At 62.2% G+C, this 19,744-nt stretch carries 24 protein-coding genes; 7 read left to right on the plus strand and 17 right to left on the minus strand.

Annotation, left to right across the window (positions count from 1 at the left end):
* Nucleotides 1–43 precede the first annotated feature (43 nt).
* Nucleotides 44–550 (plus strand): hypothetical protein, encoded by a 507-nt coding sequence (locus AC1DUP_RS15135; RefSeq protein ID WP_113297107.1) that lies wholly within the window; start codon nt 44–46, stop codon nt 548–550.
* Between the two features lie 54 nt (nt 551–604).
* Here the strand turns inward: AC1DUP_RS15135 and AC1DUP_RS15140 are convergent, their stop codons facing one another.
* The 13 genes from AC1DUP_RS15140 to AC1DUP_RS15200 form a co-directional block, all read right to left on the minus strand.
* A complete protein-coding gene (locus tag AC1DUP_RS15140; RefSeq protein WP_113335753.1) occupies nt 605–814 on the minus strand; it encodes a hypothetical protein in 210 nt (69 codons plus the stop codon).
* Nucleotides 815–1,062: 248 nt separating this feature from the next.
* A complete protein-coding gene (locus tag AC1DUP_RS15145) occupies nt 1,063–3,000 on the minus strand; it encodes a hypothetical protein (RefSeq protein ID WP_477833052.1) in 1,938 nt (645 codons plus the stop codon).
* A gap of 215 nt (nt 3,001–3,215) precedes the next feature.
* Nucleotides 3,216–3,941 carry a class I SAM-dependent methyltransferase gene (locus AC1DUP_RS15150; RefSeq protein WP_477833236.1) on the minus strand — a complete coding sequence of 242 codons (726 nt, stop codon included), beginning with the start codon at nt 3,939–3,941 and terminating at the stop codon, nt 3,216–3,218.
* A gap of 285 nt (nt 3,942–4,226) precedes the next feature.
* Nucleotides 4,227–6,152: an SGNH/GDSL hydrolase family protein gene (locus AC1DUP_RS15155; RefSeq protein ID WP_477833053.1), complete on the minus strand. Its 1,926-nt coding sequence runs from the start codon at nt 6,150–6,152 to the stop codon at nt 4,227–4,229.
* Nucleotides 6,153–6,328: 176 nt separating this feature from the next.
* Nucleotides 6,329–6,643 (minus strand): hypothetical protein, encoded by a 315-nt coding sequence (locus AC1DUP_RS15160; RefSeq protein WP_477833054.1) that lies wholly within the window; start codon nt 6,641–6,643, stop codon nt 6,329–6,331.
* Nucleotides 6,636–7,046, minus strand: a complete 411-nt coding sequence (locus tag AC1DUP_RS15165) for a Bbp16 family capsid cement protein (protein ID WP_113312289.1) — start codon at nt 7,044–7,046, stop codon at nt 6,636–6,638. Before AC1DUP_RS15165 ends, AC1DUP_RS15160 begins: the two co-directional genes overlap by 8 nt.
* A gap of 62 nt (nt 7,047–7,108) precedes the next feature.
* Nucleotides 7,109–8,143 carry a major capsid protein gene (locus AC1DUP_RS15170; RefSeq protein ID WP_113296976.1) on the minus strand — a complete coding sequence of 345 codons (1,035 nt, stop codon included), beginning with the start codon at nt 8,141–8,143 and terminating at the stop codon, nt 7,109–7,111.
* A gap of 6 nt (nt 8,144–8,149) precedes the next feature.
* Nucleotides 8,150–8,854 carry a hypothetical protein gene (locus tag AC1DUP_RS15175; protein WP_477833055.1) on the minus strand — a complete coding sequence of 235 codons (705 nt, stop codon included), beginning with the start codon at nt 8,852–8,854 and terminating at the stop codon, nt 8,150–8,152.
* A complete protein-coding gene (locus AC1DUP_RS15180; protein WP_477833056.1) occupies nt 8,838–9,191 on the minus strand; it encodes a hypothetical protein in 354 nt (117 codons plus the stop codon). The genes AC1DUP_RS15175 and AC1DUP_RS15180 overlap by 17 nt, the downstream gene beginning before the upstream one ends.
* Entirely contained in the window at nt 9,191–10,876 is a 1,686-nt protein-coding gene (locus AC1DUP_RS15185; RefSeq protein ID WP_477833057.1) for a portal protein, read from the minus strand. The genes AC1DUP_RS15180 and AC1DUP_RS15185 overlap by 1 nt, the downstream gene beginning before the upstream one ends.
* Nucleotides 10,877–10,906: 30 nt before the next feature.
* Nucleotides 10,907–11,146 carry a hypothetical protein gene (locus AC1DUP_RS15190; protein ID WP_113296972.1) on the minus strand — a complete coding sequence of 80 codons (240 nt, stop codon included), beginning with the start codon at nt 11,144–11,146 and terminating at the stop codon, nt 10,907–10,909.
* A gap of 357 nt (nt 11,147–11,503) precedes the next feature.
* The gene (locus AC1DUP_RS15195; protein WP_477833237.1) at nt 11,504–11,824 is read right to left on the minus strand and encodes a cupredoxin domain-containing protein; all 321 of its coding nucleotides are present in this window, start codon (nt 11,822–11,824) and stop codon (nt 11,504–11,506) included.
* 14 nt (nt 11,825–11,838) lie between these two features.
* On the minus strand, nt 11,839–12,360 hold the full coding sequence (locus AC1DUP_RS15200; RefSeq protein ID WP_477833058.1) for a DUF4142 domain-containing protein: 522 nt from the start codon (nt 12,358–12,360) through the stop codon (nt 11,839–11,841).
* 166 nt (nt 12,361–12,526) lie between these two features.
* Here AC1DUP_RS15200 and AC1DUP_RS15205 point away from each other — a divergent pair, with 166 nt between their 5' ends.
* Entirely contained in the window at nt 12,527–13,207 is a 681-nt protein-coding gene (locus AC1DUP_RS15205) for an RNA polymerase sigma factor (protein ID WP_477833059.1), read from the plus strand.
* Between the two features lie 6 nt (nt 13,208–13,213).
* Here AC1DUP_RS15205 and AC1DUP_RS15210 read toward each other — a convergent pair whose 3' ends face one another.
* Entirely contained in the window at nt 13,214–13,345 is a 132-nt protein-coding gene (locus tag AC1DUP_RS15210; protein ID WP_477833060.1) for a hypothetical protein, read from the minus strand.
* A 284-nt stretch (nt 13,346–13,629) separates the two neighbouring features.
* Here AC1DUP_RS15210 and AC1DUP_RS15215 point away from each other — a divergent pair, with 284 nt between their 5' ends.
* Nucleotides 13,630–14,049 carry a nuclear transport factor 2 family protein gene (locus AC1DUP_RS15215; RefSeq protein WP_113510447.1) on the plus strand — a complete coding sequence of 140 codons (420 nt, stop codon included), beginning with the start codon at nt 13,630–13,632 and terminating at the stop codon, nt 14,047–14,049.
* Nucleotides 14,050–14,175: 126 nt separating this feature from the next.
* On the opposite strand, the gene AC1DUP_RS15220 is transcribed toward AC1DUP_RS15215, so the two are convergent.
* On the minus strand, nt 14,176–15,090 hold the full coding sequence (locus AC1DUP_RS15220) for a LysR family transcriptional regulator (RefSeq protein ID WP_113302066.1): 915 nt from the start codon (nt 15,088–15,090) through the stop codon (nt 14,176–14,178).
* A gap of 85 nt (nt 15,091–15,175) precedes the next feature.
* Here AC1DUP_RS15220 and AC1DUP_RS15225 point away from each other — a divergent pair, with 85 nt between their 5' ends.
* The 3 genes from AC1DUP_RS15225 (at nt 15,176) to AC1DUP_RS15235 (ending at nt 17,354) form a co-directional block, all read left to right on the plus strand.
* Nucleotides 15,176–15,976 (plus strand): SDR family NAD(P)-dependent oxidoreductase, encoded by an 801-nt coding sequence (locus AC1DUP_RS15225; RefSeq protein WP_477833061.1) that lies wholly within the window; start codon nt 15,176–15,178, stop codon nt 15,974–15,976.
* A 158-nt stretch (nt 15,977–16,134) separates the two neighbouring features.
* Nucleotides 16,135–16,338 carry a hypothetical protein gene (locus tag AC1DUP_RS15230; protein WP_477833062.1) on the plus strand — a complete coding sequence of 68 codons (204 nt, stop codon included), beginning with the start codon at nt 16,135–16,137 and terminating at the stop codon, nt 16,336–16,338.
* A gap of 104 nt (nt 16,339–16,442) precedes the next feature.
* Complete coding sequence (locus AC1DUP_RS15235) at nt 16,443–17,354, plus strand: ankyrin repeat domain-containing protein (RefSeq protein ID WP_477833063.1); 912 nt, start codon at nt 16,443–16,445, stop codon at nt 17,352–17,354.
* A 69-nt stretch (nt 17,355–17,423) separates the two neighbouring features.
* Here AC1DUP_RS15235 and AC1DUP_RS15240 read toward each other — a convergent pair whose 3' ends face one another.
* Together AC1DUP_RS15240 and AC1DUP_RS15245 are read right to left on the minus strand one after the other, a co-directional pair.
* Entirely contained in the window at nt 17,424–18,215 is a 792-nt protein-coding gene (locus AC1DUP_RS15240; RefSeq protein ID WP_113302070.1) for a potassium channel family protein, read from the minus strand.
* Between the two features lie 124 nt (nt 18,216–18,339).
* The gene (locus AC1DUP_RS15245; RefSeq protein ID WP_115034688.1) at nt 18,340–18,546 is read right to left on the minus strand and encodes a hypothetical protein; all 207 of its coding nucleotides are present in this window, start codon (nt 18,544–18,546) and stop codon (nt 18,340–18,342) included.
* Nucleotides 18,547–18,838: 292 nt separating this feature from the next.
* Between AC1DUP_RS15245 and AC1DUP_RS15250 the strand changes: the two genes are divergently transcribed.
* Entirely contained in the window at nt 18,839–19,720 is an 882-nt protein-coding gene (locus tag AC1DUP_RS15250) for a hypothetical protein (protein WP_477833238.1), read from the plus strand.
* Nucleotides 19,721–19,744 lie beyond the last annotated feature (24 nt).

Here is a 19,744-nt window from a genome sequence, read left to right on the forward strand (position 1 = left end):
GAGGATGGCTTGCGCGCTGCAGCAAATTTAGCCAGCATTGGGCATGTCGACTCTCAAGCAACTCTCCATTGCCCTGGGCCTGCTCACCAGCGATCATGCTCCCGTTCCCGATCAGGACGGGTGGCAAAATTATGTCTGGCGCGTTCAGGCGGCGCAGCAATGCCTTCATGTCGAGGATGGATTTTGCGAAGTCGTCCAGGACAAGTGGGATTGGAAGCGGCCGCAATATTACAGTTTCGCCTTTCGCCCGGACCCGAAGACCAATTCCATCATGTCCCGCATCACGCTGCGGAACGAAGATCCCGATGACGACGATCAGGTCTGCGTCGTCGCAAGCTTCCTCAATGCGGCGGGGCAGGAGGTCGGTATCTTCTTTGCCAACTGGCGCGCGCTTCCCGGCCGTTCCTACACGCGCGCGGCGCCGATCTGGTTGAGCACTGATGTCAGCGAGATCGCGACCGTGGCAGTCGGCACGAAGCAATGCGACGTGAAGGCGATGACGGACGCCCAGAATTTCTACAGGGTCCGGCTGGAGCTGAAGCAGCGCTGAGAGCAGCCGGACAAGAGGGCAAGAGGGCGAGGGGCGGCAGCGCGCCCGGCAATCCTATTGAACGTCACCGCCGGATCGCGCAGGCGCAAACCTGTCGCCGGGGCTGCCGATCCTGTCGCCTTTCCTGACGCCGATCGTTCCGGTCGGGCGCGGGTCTGCGCGCTGATCGCCGGGCCATGGGACGATCATGAAAAGAAGCACCAGCACGAGCGCCACCAGCGGCGGTGCAACGAAGATCATCAGTAGATAATTCAATGGTTTCATCGAGTCTTGTCGTCAGGCGAGCGTTCGCCTGAGCAGCGGCTTTCTCAAGTCTGTTGCGGTTCGTCAGCGCCGATGGACTTTCCTGTTGTCCATCTTCACTGATCCCCTGCCGATGCTGCAAACGCGACAGGGAAGAATTGCGGTATGACCTCTGATCCTTCGTTCATCACCTAACCCGGACCGCCATAAAAAGATATAACGGGCGTCACACTGTGCGGGCATGCCGGCGAAGCATGCTCCCGTATTTGCTAATCGGCCTTCTGCAATACCTGCACGAGAGCCGGGTCGGCCGCGAGCCTGGTGGCAATATAGTCGTTGCCCTGTGATGTCTCATGCGTCCCGTCCGAGGTGAACGCGCCGCCGGGAGAGGCGCCGTCGGTTGGAAGGGAAGCCCATGCGCCGGTTTCTGCTGCCGGAGTCGTCGGGTTGCCGGCCTCGCCCCATTTGCCGGCATCCGCGCAGATGACCATGTCGAGCGCTCCGTTCGGGTTCGTCCGCAGGAACCGGTTGATCCAGGAGCGGAAGCTGACATGGGCGGCATAACCGGACCTTGGGGTCTGGTAGCTCGGATCGCTCCAGGTGAGGTTGACTGAGGCATTTCCGATGGGAGAGCTGAGGCCAACGGGCAGGTTCACGGTGATCTGATTGCCGTTGATGGCCGCGATCGGCGCGTAGTTCTTCCAGCTCGTGTTGAAGGTTTTCGGGGTGAGGCCTGCCACGCGAACGTTGCTTTTCAGGAGGAGTTTTGAAGCGTCGGGGATGGTGAGAGTGAGGGCGCCGGTGTCACTGTCATAGGTATAGGCCGATGCATTGACGCTTGACGTCGTGTCAGGCGTGAGCGTCGGCGGAATGATCTTCACGTCAGGCATCGCAGCCCTGTACTGCCGGAAGAGCTTGCGCATCTTGCCGGCAAGCGACATGCCGGCGGTCGAAGCCATGTCGTCCGGCCCGATAAAGGTCCAGCGGACATCGCCGTCGACGATGTTGCCGCCCGTGCCGCTCGGCGCAACGGAGCCGGAGGCGCCGCCGGCATCGGCGATATAGGCATTGCCGTTGACCCTGCAGGTGTCGTCGACCACCCAGGTCTTTTGCGACCAGGCCGGTGTCGAGGTCTGCGACGTGTCGTTGTGCGGATCGCAGGGAAGGAGATGCGTCGGATTGCACCAGGCGGCAAACTCCATGCGGCGACTGACGCCTGATATGAGCTGATAGTTATAGCTGTCGGCACCTCTGGACATCTGGACGCAACCGAGGCGGAGCTTGTATGCCAGGCGCGTGCCCCAACCCGTATTGCCGCAGCGGTCGCCGCCGCCATCGCCAAATGTGCCGGAACCGGCGGTACCCTCGTTGGCACCCTGAAGCTTCGAATTGCCCATCGACATGATGGCAACGGCATGTGCGGGAACGGCGATCCTGATTGCGCCGACCAGCATGGTGCCGGGATTGCCGGTCTGACCGGCATTGGCGGCGTGGAATGTCGTCCGGGTCATCGTCGGATCGTCGGCAATCAGCGAGGTCGTCGCATTGAACGAACCGTCCCGGCGGCCGATGAAGGTCGAGGCATTGACGACGCTGTTGATGGCCTTGTTCTTCACCGCGCCGGAGCGCCCGGCGACGCATTCGTGCAGCAGGATGCCGCCGATTGCGGTAAAGGCCGGAATGTCGGCCGGGGCCTTTACCGTGAATACCATCATGCGTTCCGCCTGGCCCGGAACATAGGAATAGATCGCCTTGTCATCCCTGGTATTCAGGCAGCGATAGCGCTTGGCAAGATCAGGCGAGGATGCCGAATTGTCGTTGAACGGATATTCCATCGACAGCATGAAATCATAGGCTTCGGCGAGATCGACCTCGAGGACCGGATTGCGCGGCGGACGCTCCAGCGTCCAAAGCGGAAAGGAAAACTCGATCAGTTCGCCCGCTTTGACATTGTAGGGCAGGAAATATTCCTTGCGCCGAACGAAGGCCATCTGGGGCGAACCGGATGCATCCTTCTGATAACCCGCATTCGTGCCATAGGCGACGGCGCGGCGCACCGTCTGCCCTCCAGCGTTCCGGGCAGCATTCCCGGCAGCAGTCACCGGCGTTGCGAGCGCCGGCCGGGCGCCCGCGGTCAAGGCAGCGGCAATGCTGCCGACTGAGATCGCCGAGAGGCCGACGATCAGGTTCCGGCGTGTGCTGTCCAATGCGAGCCTTCCATCATCAGGTGCGATCGAGCTGGTCGCCAGCTCCGGGATAGCCGCGATAAGGCGACCGGATGCAACATTGGACGCAATGGTGGCGATGGTTTGGCCGTCACGTCACAGCTCGATGAAAGGGCGGAATCGATTTTCGGAAAGCCTGATGCACAGATTCAAGGCGTTAGAGCGTCGCTGGTGCGTCCGAATGGACGTACGGCGCTCTAAGCGGCTTGCTTGGCGACAAACGCCTTTTTTGCCACGACAATGTAGTTCTTCGGAAAACCAGACTGGGTATATTTCTGCCGCGCATCGAGACGATAGAATACCCGGGCCAGATGCCTGCATGCCATACGCACGGATGCCAGCAGCGGAACGGCTGCAACCCCCAGCGCGCCCGGAGCGATGTTCTTTGCGCCGCGCGGCAGATGCTTCGAAGCCGTTTCCATCTGATAGGCGACGGTTCCCAGATATCCCTCCATCCAATCCAGGCTGATGATTTCAAAGCCCGCATTTGCGAGGAGATGGCGCCACGCAAATTGCGTGTATCTGAAGAAGTCGTAAGGCTGCTCATGCTCCTCGTAGAAAAGCGGTGCAGAGCAAATCATCGTCCCGCCATTCTTGAGGACGCGGTGCATCTCCTCAAGCACGGCAACCGGGTCCGACAGATGCTCCAGGACCTGGTTCAGCACGATGGCATCGAACCTGGCTTCGGCAACTGGAATATTTGAAAGGTCGCACACATAGGTGGACTTCGCATATTCCTTGTCGACCATTTCGAAGTCGGCGGCCTCGTAGACGCAATGGCCGAAAAGGTGCCTGTAGGGCTGGCTTCCCGCTCCAGCATCAAGCACGATCGACCCTGCGGGCAAGCTCCTGGCGAATTCCTCGTTGTGTCGTCCAAGCCAGATTCTCGAAGAGTTCATCACATCCTCCAGCGATCCGTTCATGCACTCCAGCGACCCGATGGACGCCACGGTAGCACCCGCAGGCTGCTGGTCAATCGGTTTTGCGCGGTTTGCGCGCGCGAGCTGGCACGATCCGTCTGGATCGGCCAGCGAATAGCGGCGCGTCAGCGGCGGCTTTTATCCTCATTTCATACACGTAAAAATTAGCAGGTTGCGATCTACCGCAACTTCAAACAATACTGGTATTGCCAATGAGTATTCTGCCCGGATTGGGGGGCCTCGCGCGTCAGCGAGGCCTTTTTCCGTTCAAGAGACGAAGAGGTGGTGCTACGCGCCGAACCCCCACAGCGCAACAGGATCGACGTCTTCCATGACCTTGATCTTCGAAAACTGAATGGCTGATGGCGGTGCGGTGCGGTCGCCGGTGATGCGGATCTCGATACCGACACGGTCGGCGGTTCCCCAGGCCGCATCCCATCGGAACGGTTCGGAGATGAGCTTGTACGTTCCGGGGCGGCCGGTGCCGAGAACGAAAGTGTCCGAGGAGAGCCGATAGCCACTGAAGCCGCTTGAGCGGTTTGTCGTGCCCTGGCGGGTTATGGACCGCAATTCGATGAAAGCCGGCGTGCCGTCGAACGCCTGAAGCTCGCACATTGCGCGATACCATTTCGTCTGATCGAGGGTGAACGGCACGGAAATGGACTGCGCGAGAAGCTCGAAGTAGGCCCCGATATCGACCTGAAGCGGGGTGTAGTCGATGCGCTGGGCTTTATAGCCTCCACCGACATCCACGAGCGAAGCCACGGCCGAGACATTGCGCAGGACGCTGATCGCAACCCCGGTTGCGACCTGTCCGGTGCCGGTTCGGTTCGCGCTGGTATTGGCCCATGTCCCGGCAGTGCCGCCATTGAGCTGCGATATGCCGGTCGGAGCAAGGTTATTGTTGGCCGGGTTGAGGTCGATGAAGGTTCCGGCAGAGAAGAGGCTTCGAATGACCGGAAGGAGGATATCCTCGCCGATGGCGCGGGCGCCCTTCGGGCTCTGGTGTATCTTGTCGTCTAGATACATGGTCGTATCAGGGACGCCGCCAGGCGCGAGCACCGTGTCGAGATCGACGATAGCCACGATACCATCGCGGGTGGATTGGGTGGCGATCCATGCGTTGAACGCGATACGCCTGGCATGGCGGTCGTCGCCTGCAGGCCAATCCCCGCGATATGGCACCTTTACGACAATGGCGAGTTTGCCGGCCTTGCGGATCTTCGCCAGACCCTCGTCGAACTTGGCGATCAGATACCGGAGCGAGGACTGGCCGTCATCGCCCGATGATATGGCATTCGACCCGCCTTCGAAGATCATGGCCTTGAAATCGCCAAGCAGGAAGGCGTCGAGACGGGGGACGATCCCGCCCAGAAAGCCGGCGCCTGAGAAGGCAAGATGATCGGCCGATTTCGCGTTGTTGAAGCCCGAGGTGTTCAGCCCCAGCGGTGACGTCGGATCAAACCACTGGTCGGCCCGGAAGCGAGGGTCGAGACGTTTGACCCACTCGATCAGGCCGATACCGATGTTGAAGCCGGCGCGGCCGGCTGCGGTGTCGGGGATGTTGGCGCTGAAATCGATGTTGTTGTAGGCGATGTAGCTATCACCCGTGGCGCCCAGCAGGGCGCCGGCTGCGAGCGGCATGCCTGGCAGCGCGACAAAGGCCACGACCGGCCCCATGGCTGCGCTGGTTGTCGCAATCGGCGTGCTCTCGGCCATCGCGGTCTCGATCACGCGCAGGTATTTCCCCGCCAGCGTTCCCAAGGTGAATTTTGTTCCACTGAACGGACTGCCGATATCCACCCATCCGGTCGATCCGTCGTCGGAAACCTGCATCTGCCGGCTGATGCTCGCAGGGACGACATTATAGGTGGCGGGCTGGACGGTGATCTCGAGCGTATTCATCGGCGTCCCGGTCAGGAAAACATCCGACAGGGAACCCGGTGCCCCACCACCCTTGACCGAAATAACAGGCGCATTGCCGTAAAGGCTGCGCCCATCCGATATCCTGACTGCGCCGAGCACGGGCAGGTCGTTATAGACGGTCGCGCCATTGGTGACGATCTCGACACCCGGGACTGGCTTGTTGTCGACGAACAGGATGGTGTCGCCGACATCGCGGATGCCGATGACGGGGCGGTTGTTGAACATGTGCGTGCCGTCGGGCACGATCACCACGCCCTGGACGCGCTGCATATTATAGAGTTTCGCCATCGGCGCGTCTTTCTCGCTCGCGTGAAAAAAGAGCGGCCGAAGCCGCTACAGTATCGGCCCGAAAATCGGAATCGATTTTCGGAAAGCCTGATGCGCAGATTCAAAAAGCTAGAGCGTCCTTTGTGCGTCCGAATGGACGCACGGCGCTCTAGAGGTGGCCTGTCAATCAGCTTGCGTCAGTCGCCAGGCTGGGAGGAGTCTGTGATATCGTCCGGCAGCCAGTCCGGGGCGGGGCCGCCGAGCGCTTCCTGGACCCCGTTGCCAACTGGCTCGGGGGACATGGGAAGCTTGGCTGCTTTTGCGGCTGGCTTTTTCTCGGCCGGTTCGGCTTCAGCCTTGCCGGTGGATTTGTCGCCGGACCGGGCAAGCCGCACCCATTTCGGACGGCGCTTTTCGTCCTTCCAGAGCGCGTCCGGCAAGCTGAAGCGCTCGCCGGGGTCGCGTCTGGCGCCGCCGAAATAGCCTGAAACGTTGGCTATGACATCAACCATGCGAGGGAACGCCCGCGGTGAAGCCGGCAGTGATCTTGCCCGTGGTCGGGGCCGTGCCGGTCACGGTGTAGAGCAGGCGCAGGTAGAGCTCGTCCGTGCCGCGCGGGATGTGGCTCGGCGGGATGATCTTGCCGGCCTTGAGATCGGCGAGGACAAGCGTCGTCGTGATCACGGCCTTCGGCGTGGCGAAGGCCTCGTTGTCGTCCGTCTGGATGGTGACGGCGAGCGAGGTCAGATTGTTGAAGCTTTCCACCACCTGAATGAGGAAGGGGATCGGTTCGCCCTTGCCGATATCGCGGGTCAGCCCCTGCTTGATCGGGCCGAGATTGATGACATTGGTGCTGGGGCCGGTCGCGGTTATAACCTGCGCGTCCGAAAGCAGCGTCTGCCGGTCGAAAATCATTGTGATGCCTTTCGTTGAGGGGAGTGCCCGCCGCTCATCACGGCGGGGCTTGATAGAGACGATCAGACGAGTGCGGGAACGGCCGCTTCGGTGTTGAGGATGGCGTCCGTTTCGCGGATCGGGATGCCGCGATAGAACTTCACCTCCTGGCCCTCGACGAACTGCGTGGTCAGGTGCACCGTGTTCTGCCGGTCGGAGGTCAGCGCCCGGTCGGTGGACTGCACGTCGAGCACTTCGAGCACATCCTTGTTCATGTAGATGGCGATGCGGCTCGCCTTGGCGTTCAGCCGGCGCGACTGCAGGCGGTAATAGCCCTTGCGCAAGAGCGACCAGAGATCGACGGTTCCGGCCATCATGTCGGAGACGTCGATATTGGCGACGCGGGCATTGTAGCGCCAGTCCTTCACGGCTGCGCCCAGATGCCAGGTGTAGAGCGTTTCCTTGGCATAATAGGGGTCGCCATTGGCATCCAGCACGCGCTGCTCGCCCTTGTCGTCGATCTTCACGCCCGCCTTTGTGCCCTTCGGGTAGAGAAGGTGGGTGGCATGGTCGCCCCAGGTGACGAACCAGATCGAGGTATTGTCCGCACCCGTGCCGCCGCCATGGACCACCTGGCTGGCGATATTCGGCTGCGCCGGGTTCGGCAGGTTGGGGTTATAGGCGGAGTAGCGGGCGGACAGTCCCTTGAACTTCTCCGGGGCCGTTGCCGTGTCGTGGTAGAAGAGGCCAGAGGCCATTTCCTGGCTCAACGACTCGATGAAGGGCATGGTGTCGACGAGACGCGCCTTGGCCTTGTCGGGTGCCAGATCGAGCAGGCGCATGTCAATTTCGGAGCGGGCGTGCACGAAGCCCGTCGTATCGTCCACCTGCTGCATGGTGGCCTTGGACTGCTTGATGCCCTGATAGAGCCGACCCCAGGAAACGGAGGGCAGGCCGGTGCGCACCATATGGCGGTGCACGGCATCCATGTTGCACTCGACGGCCATCGCGTCGTCGAGGATCGGGTTCTGCTGCGAGAGAAGCTCGATGACGGCGCCTTCGGCAGAGCCTTTGAATGCGTCAACGAGATTGGGGTAGTAGCTGCCAATGGTAGCCATGTCTTATCAGCCCTTCGGTGCGTCTTTGGGAAACATCAGGTGCGCGGTTTCGGCTTTCCTGCCGTGTCCGCCCGCGCCGCCATTCGGTGGGTTGTCCTCCTGGATCATCGATCCGACCTTTGCGAAAATTCTGATCATTTCGGGGTGGTTGCCGCCGCCGCTGGTATTCAGGTACTCGCGCAGCGCCGGGGTGCCCAAGCGGGAGAGCGCGCGCTGCGCCGAGCCCACGGTGCCGCCCCATTTCGCCCCGCCGATGTCACGGTCCTTGCGGGCTTCGTCCGCCCAGCCGTGAACGCGGCCGGCCCAGGCTTCGGAAGCGGCCTTTCCGCGCCGGCCCTGGATCTCGATGAAGCGGTCGGCAAGCTGCTGCGCCTGCCGGTTGGTCAGGCCCATCTCGTGGAAGTCAGGGCCGAGCGCCTCGACCAGCTCCTGATCCACCTCGATGCCTTCGGGCATGGTGAGCGAATAGCGGCCATCGTCGGGCACGCGGTCATCAGGGTCGCTATCGGCGTTTTCCGCGGGCTTGGCGGCCTCATGATTTTCGGCGGAGGCATGATCCTGATCGCCCGTGCCGAAGTCACTTTCCGGTGACGTCTCCTCGTTGGGGAAGAGAATGTTTTCGGGCGCGGCCGTCTCGCCGCCACCGGAGCCGGCGCCTTCGGCATTGCGCAGGATGGCCGGAAACAGCCTCCTGCTAAGCATCGATGTCATGGTCTTGCCCTTCCTCGCTTTTCGCGCGGCTAACCGCCGCTGCCTTGTCGTTTGCCTTGAGATCCGCGATGGCGAGCAGCAGGCGCGGATAGAGCGTCGGGTCGATGCGGTCGAGCTCGGCGATCAGCCGCCGGCCCACACCCTGCCGTCCGAGCGTGTAATGCGTCGCGTTGCCAAGCTCTCCCGCATAGGCCTCCTGGTAGACGGCGCATTGTTCCAGCATCCAGAACAGCACGCGCTTGCCGGATGCGGTCGCGAAGACCTCGCGAAACGCCGTCGTGATTTCGTCTCGCCCGATGGTGTGGGGGACAGATGGTTGATCCTTAAAATGGTCCATCAGGCGAGCCCCAGCTGGCGCAGAAGTGCCGCGCCATTCGGGTTGTCATTGGCGTCCGCCAGCACCTGTGCGGCCTTGGCGCCCTGATTGAGGGCAGGTGCTACCTGCGAGGCCATCTGCGCGGTCTGCGCCGCCTGCATCTGCTGGGCTCGCTGGGCCCTGATATCCTCGACCTTAGCATCGGCGAGGATCATCGAGGGCGGGGCGCCGATCGCATCGAAATAGAGGTCGATCGCCTCGTCGACATCGAGCTTGTCGAGCGCTTCCGGTTTGACGGCTGAGACCTGGCCCATGAAGGCGACGCCGCGTTCGATGGCGCCCGTTGCTACCGCCTGCTGTGCCTGGGCGAGGGTGGAGATGTACTCCACCTTCAGCTCGGTGCCCTGCAGCTCCGGCGGGGGCGGAGGCAGTTCGTCGCGGGCCGCCAGAATATCGAAGGTGCGGTCGATGGTCGGCCCCAGCTGATCGCCGAAGACGTTTTCCAGCACGGGGCCGAGCTGTAAGAGCTGCTCTTCCTTGCGCTGGGTCAGCTCGAACTGGTTGCGCGGCTGCACGCCCTCCATATTGGTGATGGCGAAGAAGAGATCGGCAAAGAAGGTCTTCTCGATGCGGTTCTGCACTTCCTGAATATCTTCGCGCAGTTCCGCGAGGCTGAGGTTCACCTCCATCGCAGGCCTGAAACCCTTGCCGGTCGGATCATCCACGTAATTCACCGCACCCGGCAGCAGCGAGGCCGGGCTGTTCTGCATCGAGGTCGGCGCGTTCATCGGCGGGCGCACCTTCTTGTCGATGCCTTCGAGCTTCCGCGTCTGTTCCAGCTGCAGCATCCGGATATCGCCGAGCGCCTTCTGGCCGGGCGAGAGTGCGTAGTGATCGTCTTCGGAAAGCTCCCAGGCGGGTGCGATGATCGGATTGCTGTCGAAGCCGCTTTCTTCCAGCAGGTCGCCGCCTGTTTCGTCGACCCAGTAATTGGAGAGGAAGGCCTTGTTACGCTTGTCGATCAGCTTGGGGTCGCGGTCGTAGCGGGGTTCGATCGCGTGATAGACATCGAAACATTCGCCATATTTCGAGCTGTCATAGAGGCTGCGCAGCCGCTCCGGCACATTGTCGTAACCGAAGCGCTCGATGATGCGTTGCACGGACCAGCGGAACACCCGGTAAAGGGTCGTCGCCTTGCCCTTGTGATCCCTTGATATCCAGAAGCGGCCGTGCACCAGCTGCTGCACGCGGATGACGGTCTCCTCATCCTCGACGAGGATCGCGACGGACTGTCCGAACTGGCCAAGATCGCCATAGCCGATATGGAAGGCGCGGTAGAGATTGGAGGCCGCAAAGACCTCGCGCATCTTGTCCTGCACGGCGGCGAGATAGACCTTGACGGAATCCTGCTTCTTCAGATCGGGATCGAAGGTGGTCAGCCGGAACCAGGGCCGCGCCGGCGAGGTCAGCCCCGAATGCATGCCTGATTTCAGCGTCTCATAGGCATGGCTGCCGGTGCTGTCGATGATCTTGTCGCGCGAGCGCGGGCCTTCCCGATCGGAATAGAGGCGAAGCCGCGTCGGCTCGATATGCTCGGCAAGTGCGCGCCATTCCGCCTCCCAGGGCTGGCGAACCTCCTTCAGCTCGGCGAGCCGCCGGCGGTGATAGGCAATCTGTGTCTCGTTGTCGCGACGGAGGTTTTCCATGCTGTTGTCCAATGCCTTGTGTCTGGGCCCTTACTGTCCGAGCAACGTCTTCCTGGCGCTATTGCCCGAGAGCGCCGGCGACTGCGTATCGGCAAGCGGCGGCGCGCCTGACGGAGAGGTGAGGATGGTGGAGGGAGCGCCCTTCACCTTGTCGGAGGCACGGCGCGCGGCCGTGGATTGGGCTGCGGCATAGTCAGGCGTCTTCTGCTGGGCGTATTCGGGTGGCGCCTGCGGTGGCTCGGCTTTCGGCGGCGAGGAGAACATGCACATGGGGTCATCCGATCGTGGTGGCGATGTGGGTCGGAGCGGATGGGTGCGGTGGTCATGACTGCCCTCCATCCGGCCGGTTTGGCTTCGATGGTGGGAGCGTGCGGATGAAAGGTTGAGGGGGTGACATGGGGGATCAGTCAGGTATGGGCTTTTCGTAAAGACCCCGCCCCAAACCCCTCCCCACAAGGGGGAGGGGCTTAACTCGCCGCTTCCGGTTCAGACGATTTCAACGCTTGGGAGTAGCGAAATTGGCGCCGCAGATTAGTCCCTCCCCCTTGTGGGGAGGGGTTGGGGAGGGGCTTTCCTTGGTACAGACCGGGCTGAAGGTCGACGACATATACATGTCCAAGGCACTCCCTACCGCCCCACCTCGATCTGCCCCCTCATATTCGGATGATACCGGCAGGTATAATCCACCGCCCCATCACCCTTCACCACAGTCGATCCCGACTTGCCCGCCGGGATCACCACATCGAATTTCCCCTTTGATGTCGCCGTATGATCCATCACATCCCGGTTCCGCCAGAGGATTGTGTCGCCCGGCCGCGCTGTCACCACCGCCGGCTTGAACTCCAGCTTTTCGATGGTGACCTCGATCGTGGCGGCACTTGCGGCCGTTGCGCAAAGCGAAAGTGCGGCCGCAAGGCAGAGTTTCGGCAGGATTGCCATGACCGTCATGACACCCATGACCCTCATTTCAGCATGGAGGCAACATGCTCGGCATGCTGCTCATGGCCCTCGAAAAGCTTCAGGCCGGTTTCGAGCAGGGACTTCAGGTCGGGGTTCTGGGCTGCCGGGATCAAACCCGTCTTCAGGGCGTTGTTGACCGTCTTGTGATAGGCGACTTCGTTGTCGACATAGGCCTTGTCGAATTCCGCGCCCTTCAGCTTGGAGAGCTTTTCCCGTTCCTTCTTGGCATCCGATGCCAGCGACTTGCTGGTGGCATTGTCTTCGGGCGTCACCTTGAGCTTCTTGACGAGATCGAGCGCCTGCTTGTTGACGGCCTCATGGTCGCGGATCATATCCTTGGCGAAGGCGACGACCTCTTTGTCCTTCGATTTCTCGACCGCCTGCTTGGCCGCCTCGATATCGATGACGCCGGCCGTATAGGCGATATGGGCGATCTGCGGATCGGTGGGTGCTGCGCCGGCGGCAAAAGCCGCGGGGGCTGACAGCACGAAAGCCGAGAGAGCGGCGATAAGGTGTTTCTGCATCTGGTCCTCCATCCGGCTGATACCGCCGGTCGATGTTTCCTACGCAGAATTGGATGCCGGCATCGGGCAGGCGTTCCCGAAAAGATTTTTCCGGCCCGAAAAGATTTTTCCAGATGTCGGGAACATTCGTCTTGCCCCGGCATCCAATGCGGAAAAAGGATGAGCCATGGCGCAGCAGGTGGAAAGAGCGGCAGCAGAGAAAAGCGACCCGGAGCTGGTGGCACTGGCGCTGGCGCGCGATCCCGCCGCTTTCCGTGCCATCATGCGGCGCTATAACCGGCGGCTCTTCCGCATTGCCCGCGGCATCCTGCGCGATGATGCCTTGGCCGAAGACGCCCTGCAGGATGCCTATCTCAAGGCCTTTCGCCACCTTGCCGATTTCCAGGGCGCCAGCGCCTTTTCCACCTGGCTGACGCGCATCGTCATGAACGAGGCGCTTGGACGGCTCCGCAAAGCGAGCCGCACGCCCGAAGTCTCCGTCGATACGGCCCAGATGCAAAGCCGCATTCTCGATTTCCCCACCGGTTCGCCCATCGACAATCCCGAGATCACCATGGCGCAGCGACAGATCCTGAAACTCGTGGAAGAGGCGACCGACAACCTGCCGGAGGAATTCCGCCTCGTCTTCATCGCCCGCGTCATCGAGGAAATGAGCGTCGAGGAAACCGCCGAACTTCTCTCCCTCAAACCCGAAACCGTGCGCAGCCGCCTGCACCGCGCCCGCGCGCTCCTGCGCCGCGAGCTCGACCAGATGATCGGGCCGATTGCGATGGATGCTTTCCCCTTCGCCGGCTGGAAATGCGACCAGCTGACGGAGCGGGTGATGGGCGAGCTGATGGGGCGGTGAGGGCGCCTATTTCGGCTCGGACTGCTGGATGACGGCCGGCGGCGTCTTGCTGCTGCCGCCATCGAACATCTGTACGCCCAATATGCCGATGACAGATGTGACCATCAGCGCAAGGATTAACATCATCAATAGTCGCATGGGGCAATCCGATCCGGTGTTTGGCGTCCGGATAACATCTGGAGGTGGATATCGTTCCTGTAGGGTTAGGGGTGGCGGTGAGGAAGAAGGGGCACAAAAGATAGCTTTGTGCGAGAGAAGGTCCTCAAGACAAGAACCGGAAGTATCTGCCTCGCCAGCAACATTCCCCCGCTGTTTCAGCGCTCTCTAACTTATGCTATCAATACTTGCATCATTCCTATTTCTACCGGGCTTTACCTGTAACGCGATCTCCGGTGAACGTTCGGCTACTCGGGGGAAGTGCCATGAACAAACAGGATGTCGCAGCGCTCTTTGCGCATCTCGAACACGGAGACGGCGCAGGCTTCTTCACCCATGTCGCCGATGACGTGGACTGGACGGTCATGGGCACCCATCCGCTCGCCGGCCACTACCATTCGAAACAGGAATTCCTCGCCGGCACCTTCGCCAAGCTGCACAAGGTGCTGCCTGACGGCACCCAGCTCTCCACCCGGAATATCCTCATCGACGGCGACTGGGCGATCGTCGAGTTGCGCTCGATGGCGACGGCCCGCGACGGCATGCGCTTCGACAACCACTATTGCTGGCTCTGCCGCTTTGAGGGTGAGACGATCGTGGAAGTGCGCGCCTATCTGGACAGCTGGCTGGTCGGCGAACTCTTCCGGCGCAACCCGCTGGGCGCGAGGGGATCGGCGACTGTCTGAAATCGTTGATTACCATCGAGGGCTCGATATCATCGCGCCCTTTCTGCTACCGAAGCGCCGGCGCTTCAGGCGGAACTCGAGGCCATCGAGGAAATCGACCAAGCGGCCTGAAGATTGCTCCTCCGCTCACCCGCCGCCCCCGGCGCGGATCAGCTCGATCAGCGCCCGCAATGCCGCTGATGTGTTGCGGTTGCGCGGGTAGTAGAGGCAGAGCGGGGATTGGCGGGGCAGCCAGTCTTCCAGCACGGTGGCGAGCTTGCCGGCCGTGATCGCTTCCGCCGCGATGGCGCGGGAGATATAGGCAAGGCCCATGCCGGCGATGGCCGCCTTCAGCATCAGCGATTGCTCGTCCAGCGTCAGGCCGCCTGATACATCGACCTCCAGCGCCTCGCCATGGCTTTCGAATTCCCAGCGATAGATGCTGCCACCCGCCGCCTTCGACCTGATGCAGCGATGGTTCGCGAGGTCGAGGGGCGTGTTCGGCGGCGGATGATCGGCGAGATATCGGGGTGCGCCGACAACGCAGAAATCAAGGCCGAACGGCAGGGGCACGGCCACCATGTCGGCCGGGACGGATTCGGCAAGCCGGATGCCGGCGTCGCAGCCGTCGAGCACCACATCGACGAGCCGGCTTTCGGTCGTCACTTCCACCTGCACCGCCGGATAGCGCTGCAGATAGGTCAGGATCAGGGGCGTCAGGATTTCGTGGGCGCCGGTGACCGAGCTGTTGATCCGCAAGGTGCCCGAGGGTCGCGTGCCGTGGCTGCCGGCGGCTTCCATCGCTCGCTCTATCGATGCTAGCGAGGGTGCCACGCTGGCGATGAATTCCTCGCCGGCCGAGGTCAGCGAGACACTGCGGGTGGTGCGGTTGAAAAGCCTGATGCCGAGCCTGTCCTCGAGCGCGCGCACATTGCTGCTGAGCGCCGTCGGCGACATGCCGAGCGCATCGGCGGCGGCGCGGAAGCTGCGGTGCTCCGCGACCGAGATCGCCGCCCTGATTTCGGTAAATCCGCTGCTCTGCATTGTGCGGGATATCGGCATGAATCGTCCCGATCTAAACGTCTAATCGGGATAATTCCTATCGCCTATTGTCCATCCATCCAAGATCAGCAGATGGAGAAAGACAATGGATATGCAGCTTTCCGGCAAACGCGCGCTGGTGACGGGCTCTTCGGCGGGGCTTGGCGAAGCGATGGTGCGGATGCTGGCCGCGGAAGGGGCTGATGTCGTCGTGCATGGGCGCGACCGGGCGAGGGCCGAGGCGATTGCCGGCGCCATCGTCGCTTCCGGCGGCAGGGCGGATGTGGCGATCGGCGATCTCGCCAGGGGCGATGAGGCCGAAGCGGTGGTCGCCCAGACGCTTGCGGGCGGCGAGATCGATATTCTCGTCAACAATGCCGGCCACTATCACCATCTCGACTGGCATACGGCAACGCCGGAGAAATGGGCCGAGACCTATGAGATCAACGTCATCTCGGCGGTGCGGATGATCCAGGCGATCGTGCCGGCCATGGTCGGGCGCGGCTGGGGCAGGGTGATCCAGATCGGCGGCGGGCTGGCATCGCAGCCGATCCCGATGCAGCCGGATTACGAGGCCTCGCTTGCCGCGCGCCACAATCTCGCGGTCTCGCTGGCGCGGCGGCTGAAGGATACGGGCGTCACCTCCAACATCGTCTCGCCGGGCGCTATCCTGGTGCCGGCGGTGAAGGAGCTCCTGGAAAAGATAGCGCCCGCGCATGGCTGGGGCGATCGCTGGGAGGATATCGAAAGCGGCTGCGTCAAGGACATGGTGCCGAATGATATCGGCCGCCTCGGCCGTCCCGAGGAGATCGCCGCCGCCGTCGTCTATCTTGCGAGCGGCAATGGCGCCTATATCAGCGGCGCGACACTGCGCGTCGATGGCGGCACGATCCGCTCGGCCTTTTGAAAGGTAAAGCCGTACCTCCCAAAAACCCCTACCCATAAGTGGGGCGGGGTTTTCGGTACCTGGCGCCTGGATTGACGGTCGAGACCCAGTCGCCATGACCACCAACCACCTTGAACTTTCCGCCATGTCCGGCGTTCCCGGATCAAAGGAGCCTGATCATGTCCCAACGGAAATTCAAGAAACTCACCCACCGCCTTCTTGTCCGGTTCGATAGCGTTCAAACCCTGCTCGACGAAATCGAAGGCAGCGCCATGAAGCTGCAGGCGACCTGCCACGACGAGGCTGACGGCGAGGCCGTCAGGCATCCTGCAGCGCAGCGGCCGCAATGGCCGAGGCATGGAGCGGCTCCGGCTGCCGTGTAGCAGGCCCTCGCGATCCTGCAGCTTCGCCTGATGTGTTCATCCTGTCCCGGCAGGGAGATCGGGTATATGATTGCCGATCACCATGTTGGCGGAGGGACAGCCGGATGCGTGGGTTGATTGGAAGCGTGCTGATCTATCTTTGTGCTCTGACCAGCTCTCAGGGCGGCCCACTCCACGAGGCGGCAAAGACCGGTGACATCACATCCATCGCGGCCGCCCTCGATGCAGGCGCCGACATTGAGGAGCAGGACAAGGGAGCCACTCCGCTCTTTCTCGCAGTTCGCAACGGGAATCTCGAAGCCGTAACATTGCTGATCGAGCGTGGGGCAAATGTGAACCACCAGTCGGCAATCGGCCTGCCGATCACCGGCGCGGTGGTGAAAAACTCCGCCGATCTCATCCGGCTTCTGCTGGCGCGTGGTGCTGACCCCAACGCTGCGGCAAGGGGAGAGGGGATGTTGCACTTCGCCGTCGCGGGCGGCTGTCTTGATTGTGTCAAGGCGCTCGTTGAAGCCGGCGCAGATGTCAACGCCATCTGGGTGCGTGGCGATCCCGCACGGCTGCCGGCTATCATCACGCCTTATCATCTTGCGAGGCATGACGACCATGCCGAAATCGCCGAATATCTGCTGACGCATGGCGTCATCGTTCGGAAGCCCGCGCCGATTTCTGCGAAGCTGGCGAATGGTGACGCGGCAAAAGGGGCGAAGTTGTTCGCCACCAACTGCTCATCCTGTCATGTCACGCGTCCGAAGGATGTCCCCAACAGGGGGCCGAACCTGTGGAACGTCGTCGGACGCAAAAAGGCATCCACAAAATTCGGCGGCTATTCCCGAACCCTGTCGGCCTGGGGTGGCTTCTGGACTTACGAGGATCTCAATATTTTCATCGCTGGCCCCACTCTCACGACGCCAGGCGTCAACATGGAGGTTCGCGGCGCGCCCGATGAAGCCGATCGATTGGATGTGATCGCCTATCTGCGGTCGCTCAGCGACTCGCCGGTTCCATTGCCCTGAGCAGGCGTCCGGCTCGGTCCGTCGCTGGATTGTCCATGCATGACGCCATGCAAGGCGCTTTAAAAGATCTCACGCGCCCTCATCGGGAATGTTCAGTACCTCGCCGCAGGCCTTGCAGTGAACGGCATCGGCATCGTGGCGCTGCAGCCCGCATTGCGGGCAGGCAAAGGTCACCTTGTTGGGCCGCACCACAGCCTGGGCCAGCCGCACGAAGAGCGAGATGCCGACGATCATCGTCACGACGGAGGTCAGCTTGCCGAGCGTGCCGGGCAGAGTGATGTCGCCGAAGCCTGTCGTGGTGACGGTCGCGACGGTGAAATAGAGCGCGTCCACGAAGCCTTCGCCGCCTGGCTGGTTATAGAAGAAGGAGGTGTAGACGAAGCCGGTGACGAGGAAGAGGAAGACCAGGAAATTGATCACCGCGCGCACGACATCCAGCGCATAGCCGCAGCTCATCCGGCGCAACACTTCCTTCAGGAGCGGGCTTCGCCCGATCGCCCAAAGCCGCATGACCCGCAGGAAGGCGAAGTTGAAGAGCGCATCGGGGAAGAGCAGCGTCGCCAGCACGATGAAATCGATCCAGGTCATCGGCCGCAGTATCCAGCTGCGCAGCGAGGGTGCCGCAATGGCGCGCGCCGCGATCTCGGCGGCGATCCAGACGGCGATGACGTAATCGATGACGAGATAGGTGGGCGCCGCCCGGAAATAGGGGCCGAGCACGAAGAAGGCGAGGATCGCGATATCTATGACGGTAAAGATGGACTGCAGGAGAATGGCCTTGCGGCCTTCGCCCCGTTCAATGCGCCGCAGCCCCGCGCGCAGGCTCTTGTGATGCGTGTCGTCGTCGAAGAGATGATCCATGACGGCGAAATAGCTCGCGGATGGCGGGCATCAATGGCTGGTGGTGAAGCGCCGTCTCCGAGTTCTCGAAGAGATCACGTCCTCCCGGCTCGGAGGAGGAGGCAGGTGCCACCACGGGCCAAGGTCACTGTCGTTTGCGTCTGATCTTTCGCAGCTCATTCCTGTCGATGAAATGATCGGTCACCCCAGCCTCTTTGTCGGGGTGCGAGATCTCCACATCCAGCTCTTCGGGCAGGTCGAGTGCCTGCTTGGTGTTCATGATGCCGAGCGGCACGCGGCCGTCCTCGGTCCTGGCGGCGACTTCGACGAGCGGTTTTGTTTTATGGGGCATGAGGGCCTCCTTTCTATAGAGACCCAACGCGGCGCGGACTCGCCCGTTCCATCGAAGACGGGATTGCGGGCTCGGGAACAAACAGCATGTGCCGGCGTTCGGTCCTCGCGAACACATTCTAATCACGGAGGATTTTCTCATGGGTCGCGGTATTCTTCTCTGGCTTCTGGGTATCCCGTTGCCGATCGTCATCCTGCTCGTCCTGTTCATGCGATAGGAGGCTCACATGTCTCTTGCTGCAGACAGACCTGTTATCCAGGGCTCCGCCCTCGAAGGCGGGCAAACCGGCGTGATGCCGGTCGAATCCTCGAAATCAGCCGTCGCCTGGGGGCCGATCATCGGCGGCGCCGTGGCGGCGACGGGCATTACGCTCATCCTGCTGCTGCTCGGCTCGGGCGTCGGTCTCACCATGGTATCTCCGTGGTCGGGACAGAGCAGCTCGGCCGCCACAATCGGCGTCACCGCGGCGATCTGGCTGGTCGTCGTGCAATGGCTGTCGTCGGCCTTCGGCGGCTATATTACCGGCCGGCTGCGGACCAAGTGGGCCGCCGTCCACACCAACGAGGTCTTCTTCCGCGATACGGCGCACGGATTCCTCAGCTGGGCGCTTGCCACCGTCTTCGTCGCCGGCTTCCTGGCATCGTCGCTGAGCTCGCTTGCGGGCGCCGGCGCCAGTGCCGCCGGCCAGGCTGCGATGGCCGCCGGGGTCGCCGGCACCTCTGCCGCAGCGGCCTCTTCGGATACGCCTGATGCCTCCACGTCCTACTTCACGGATGCGCTGCTCAGGCCGCAGAATGTCGCCAATCGCGCCAACGAGGACGATAGCGCCGCCGCTGCCCAGATTTCCCGCATCCTGCTGCAGGGAGCGGTGAACGGCTCGGTGCCTGACGGCGACAAGACCTATATCGCCAGCATCGTTTCGGCCCGCACCGGGCTTTCCGAAGCCGATGCCCGCGCCAGGGTCGATACCGTGCTGAAGCAGATCGACGATGCGAAGGTTGCCGCGCAGGAAGCTGCCGACAAGGCACGAAAGGCGGCCGCGACATCGGCGCTGATCGGATCGCTGTCACTGCTCGTCGGGGCCTTCATCGCCGCCGCCGCCGCCGCTTTTGGCGGGCATCAACGGGATGAGGAAGAGGACCTGATCGCGACAAGCCGCGGTCCGCTGGTTTAGCGGGTCACGCATCGTCCCGGCGTT

Source organism: Rhizobium sp. 01L419 (genome assembly GCF_056400025.1).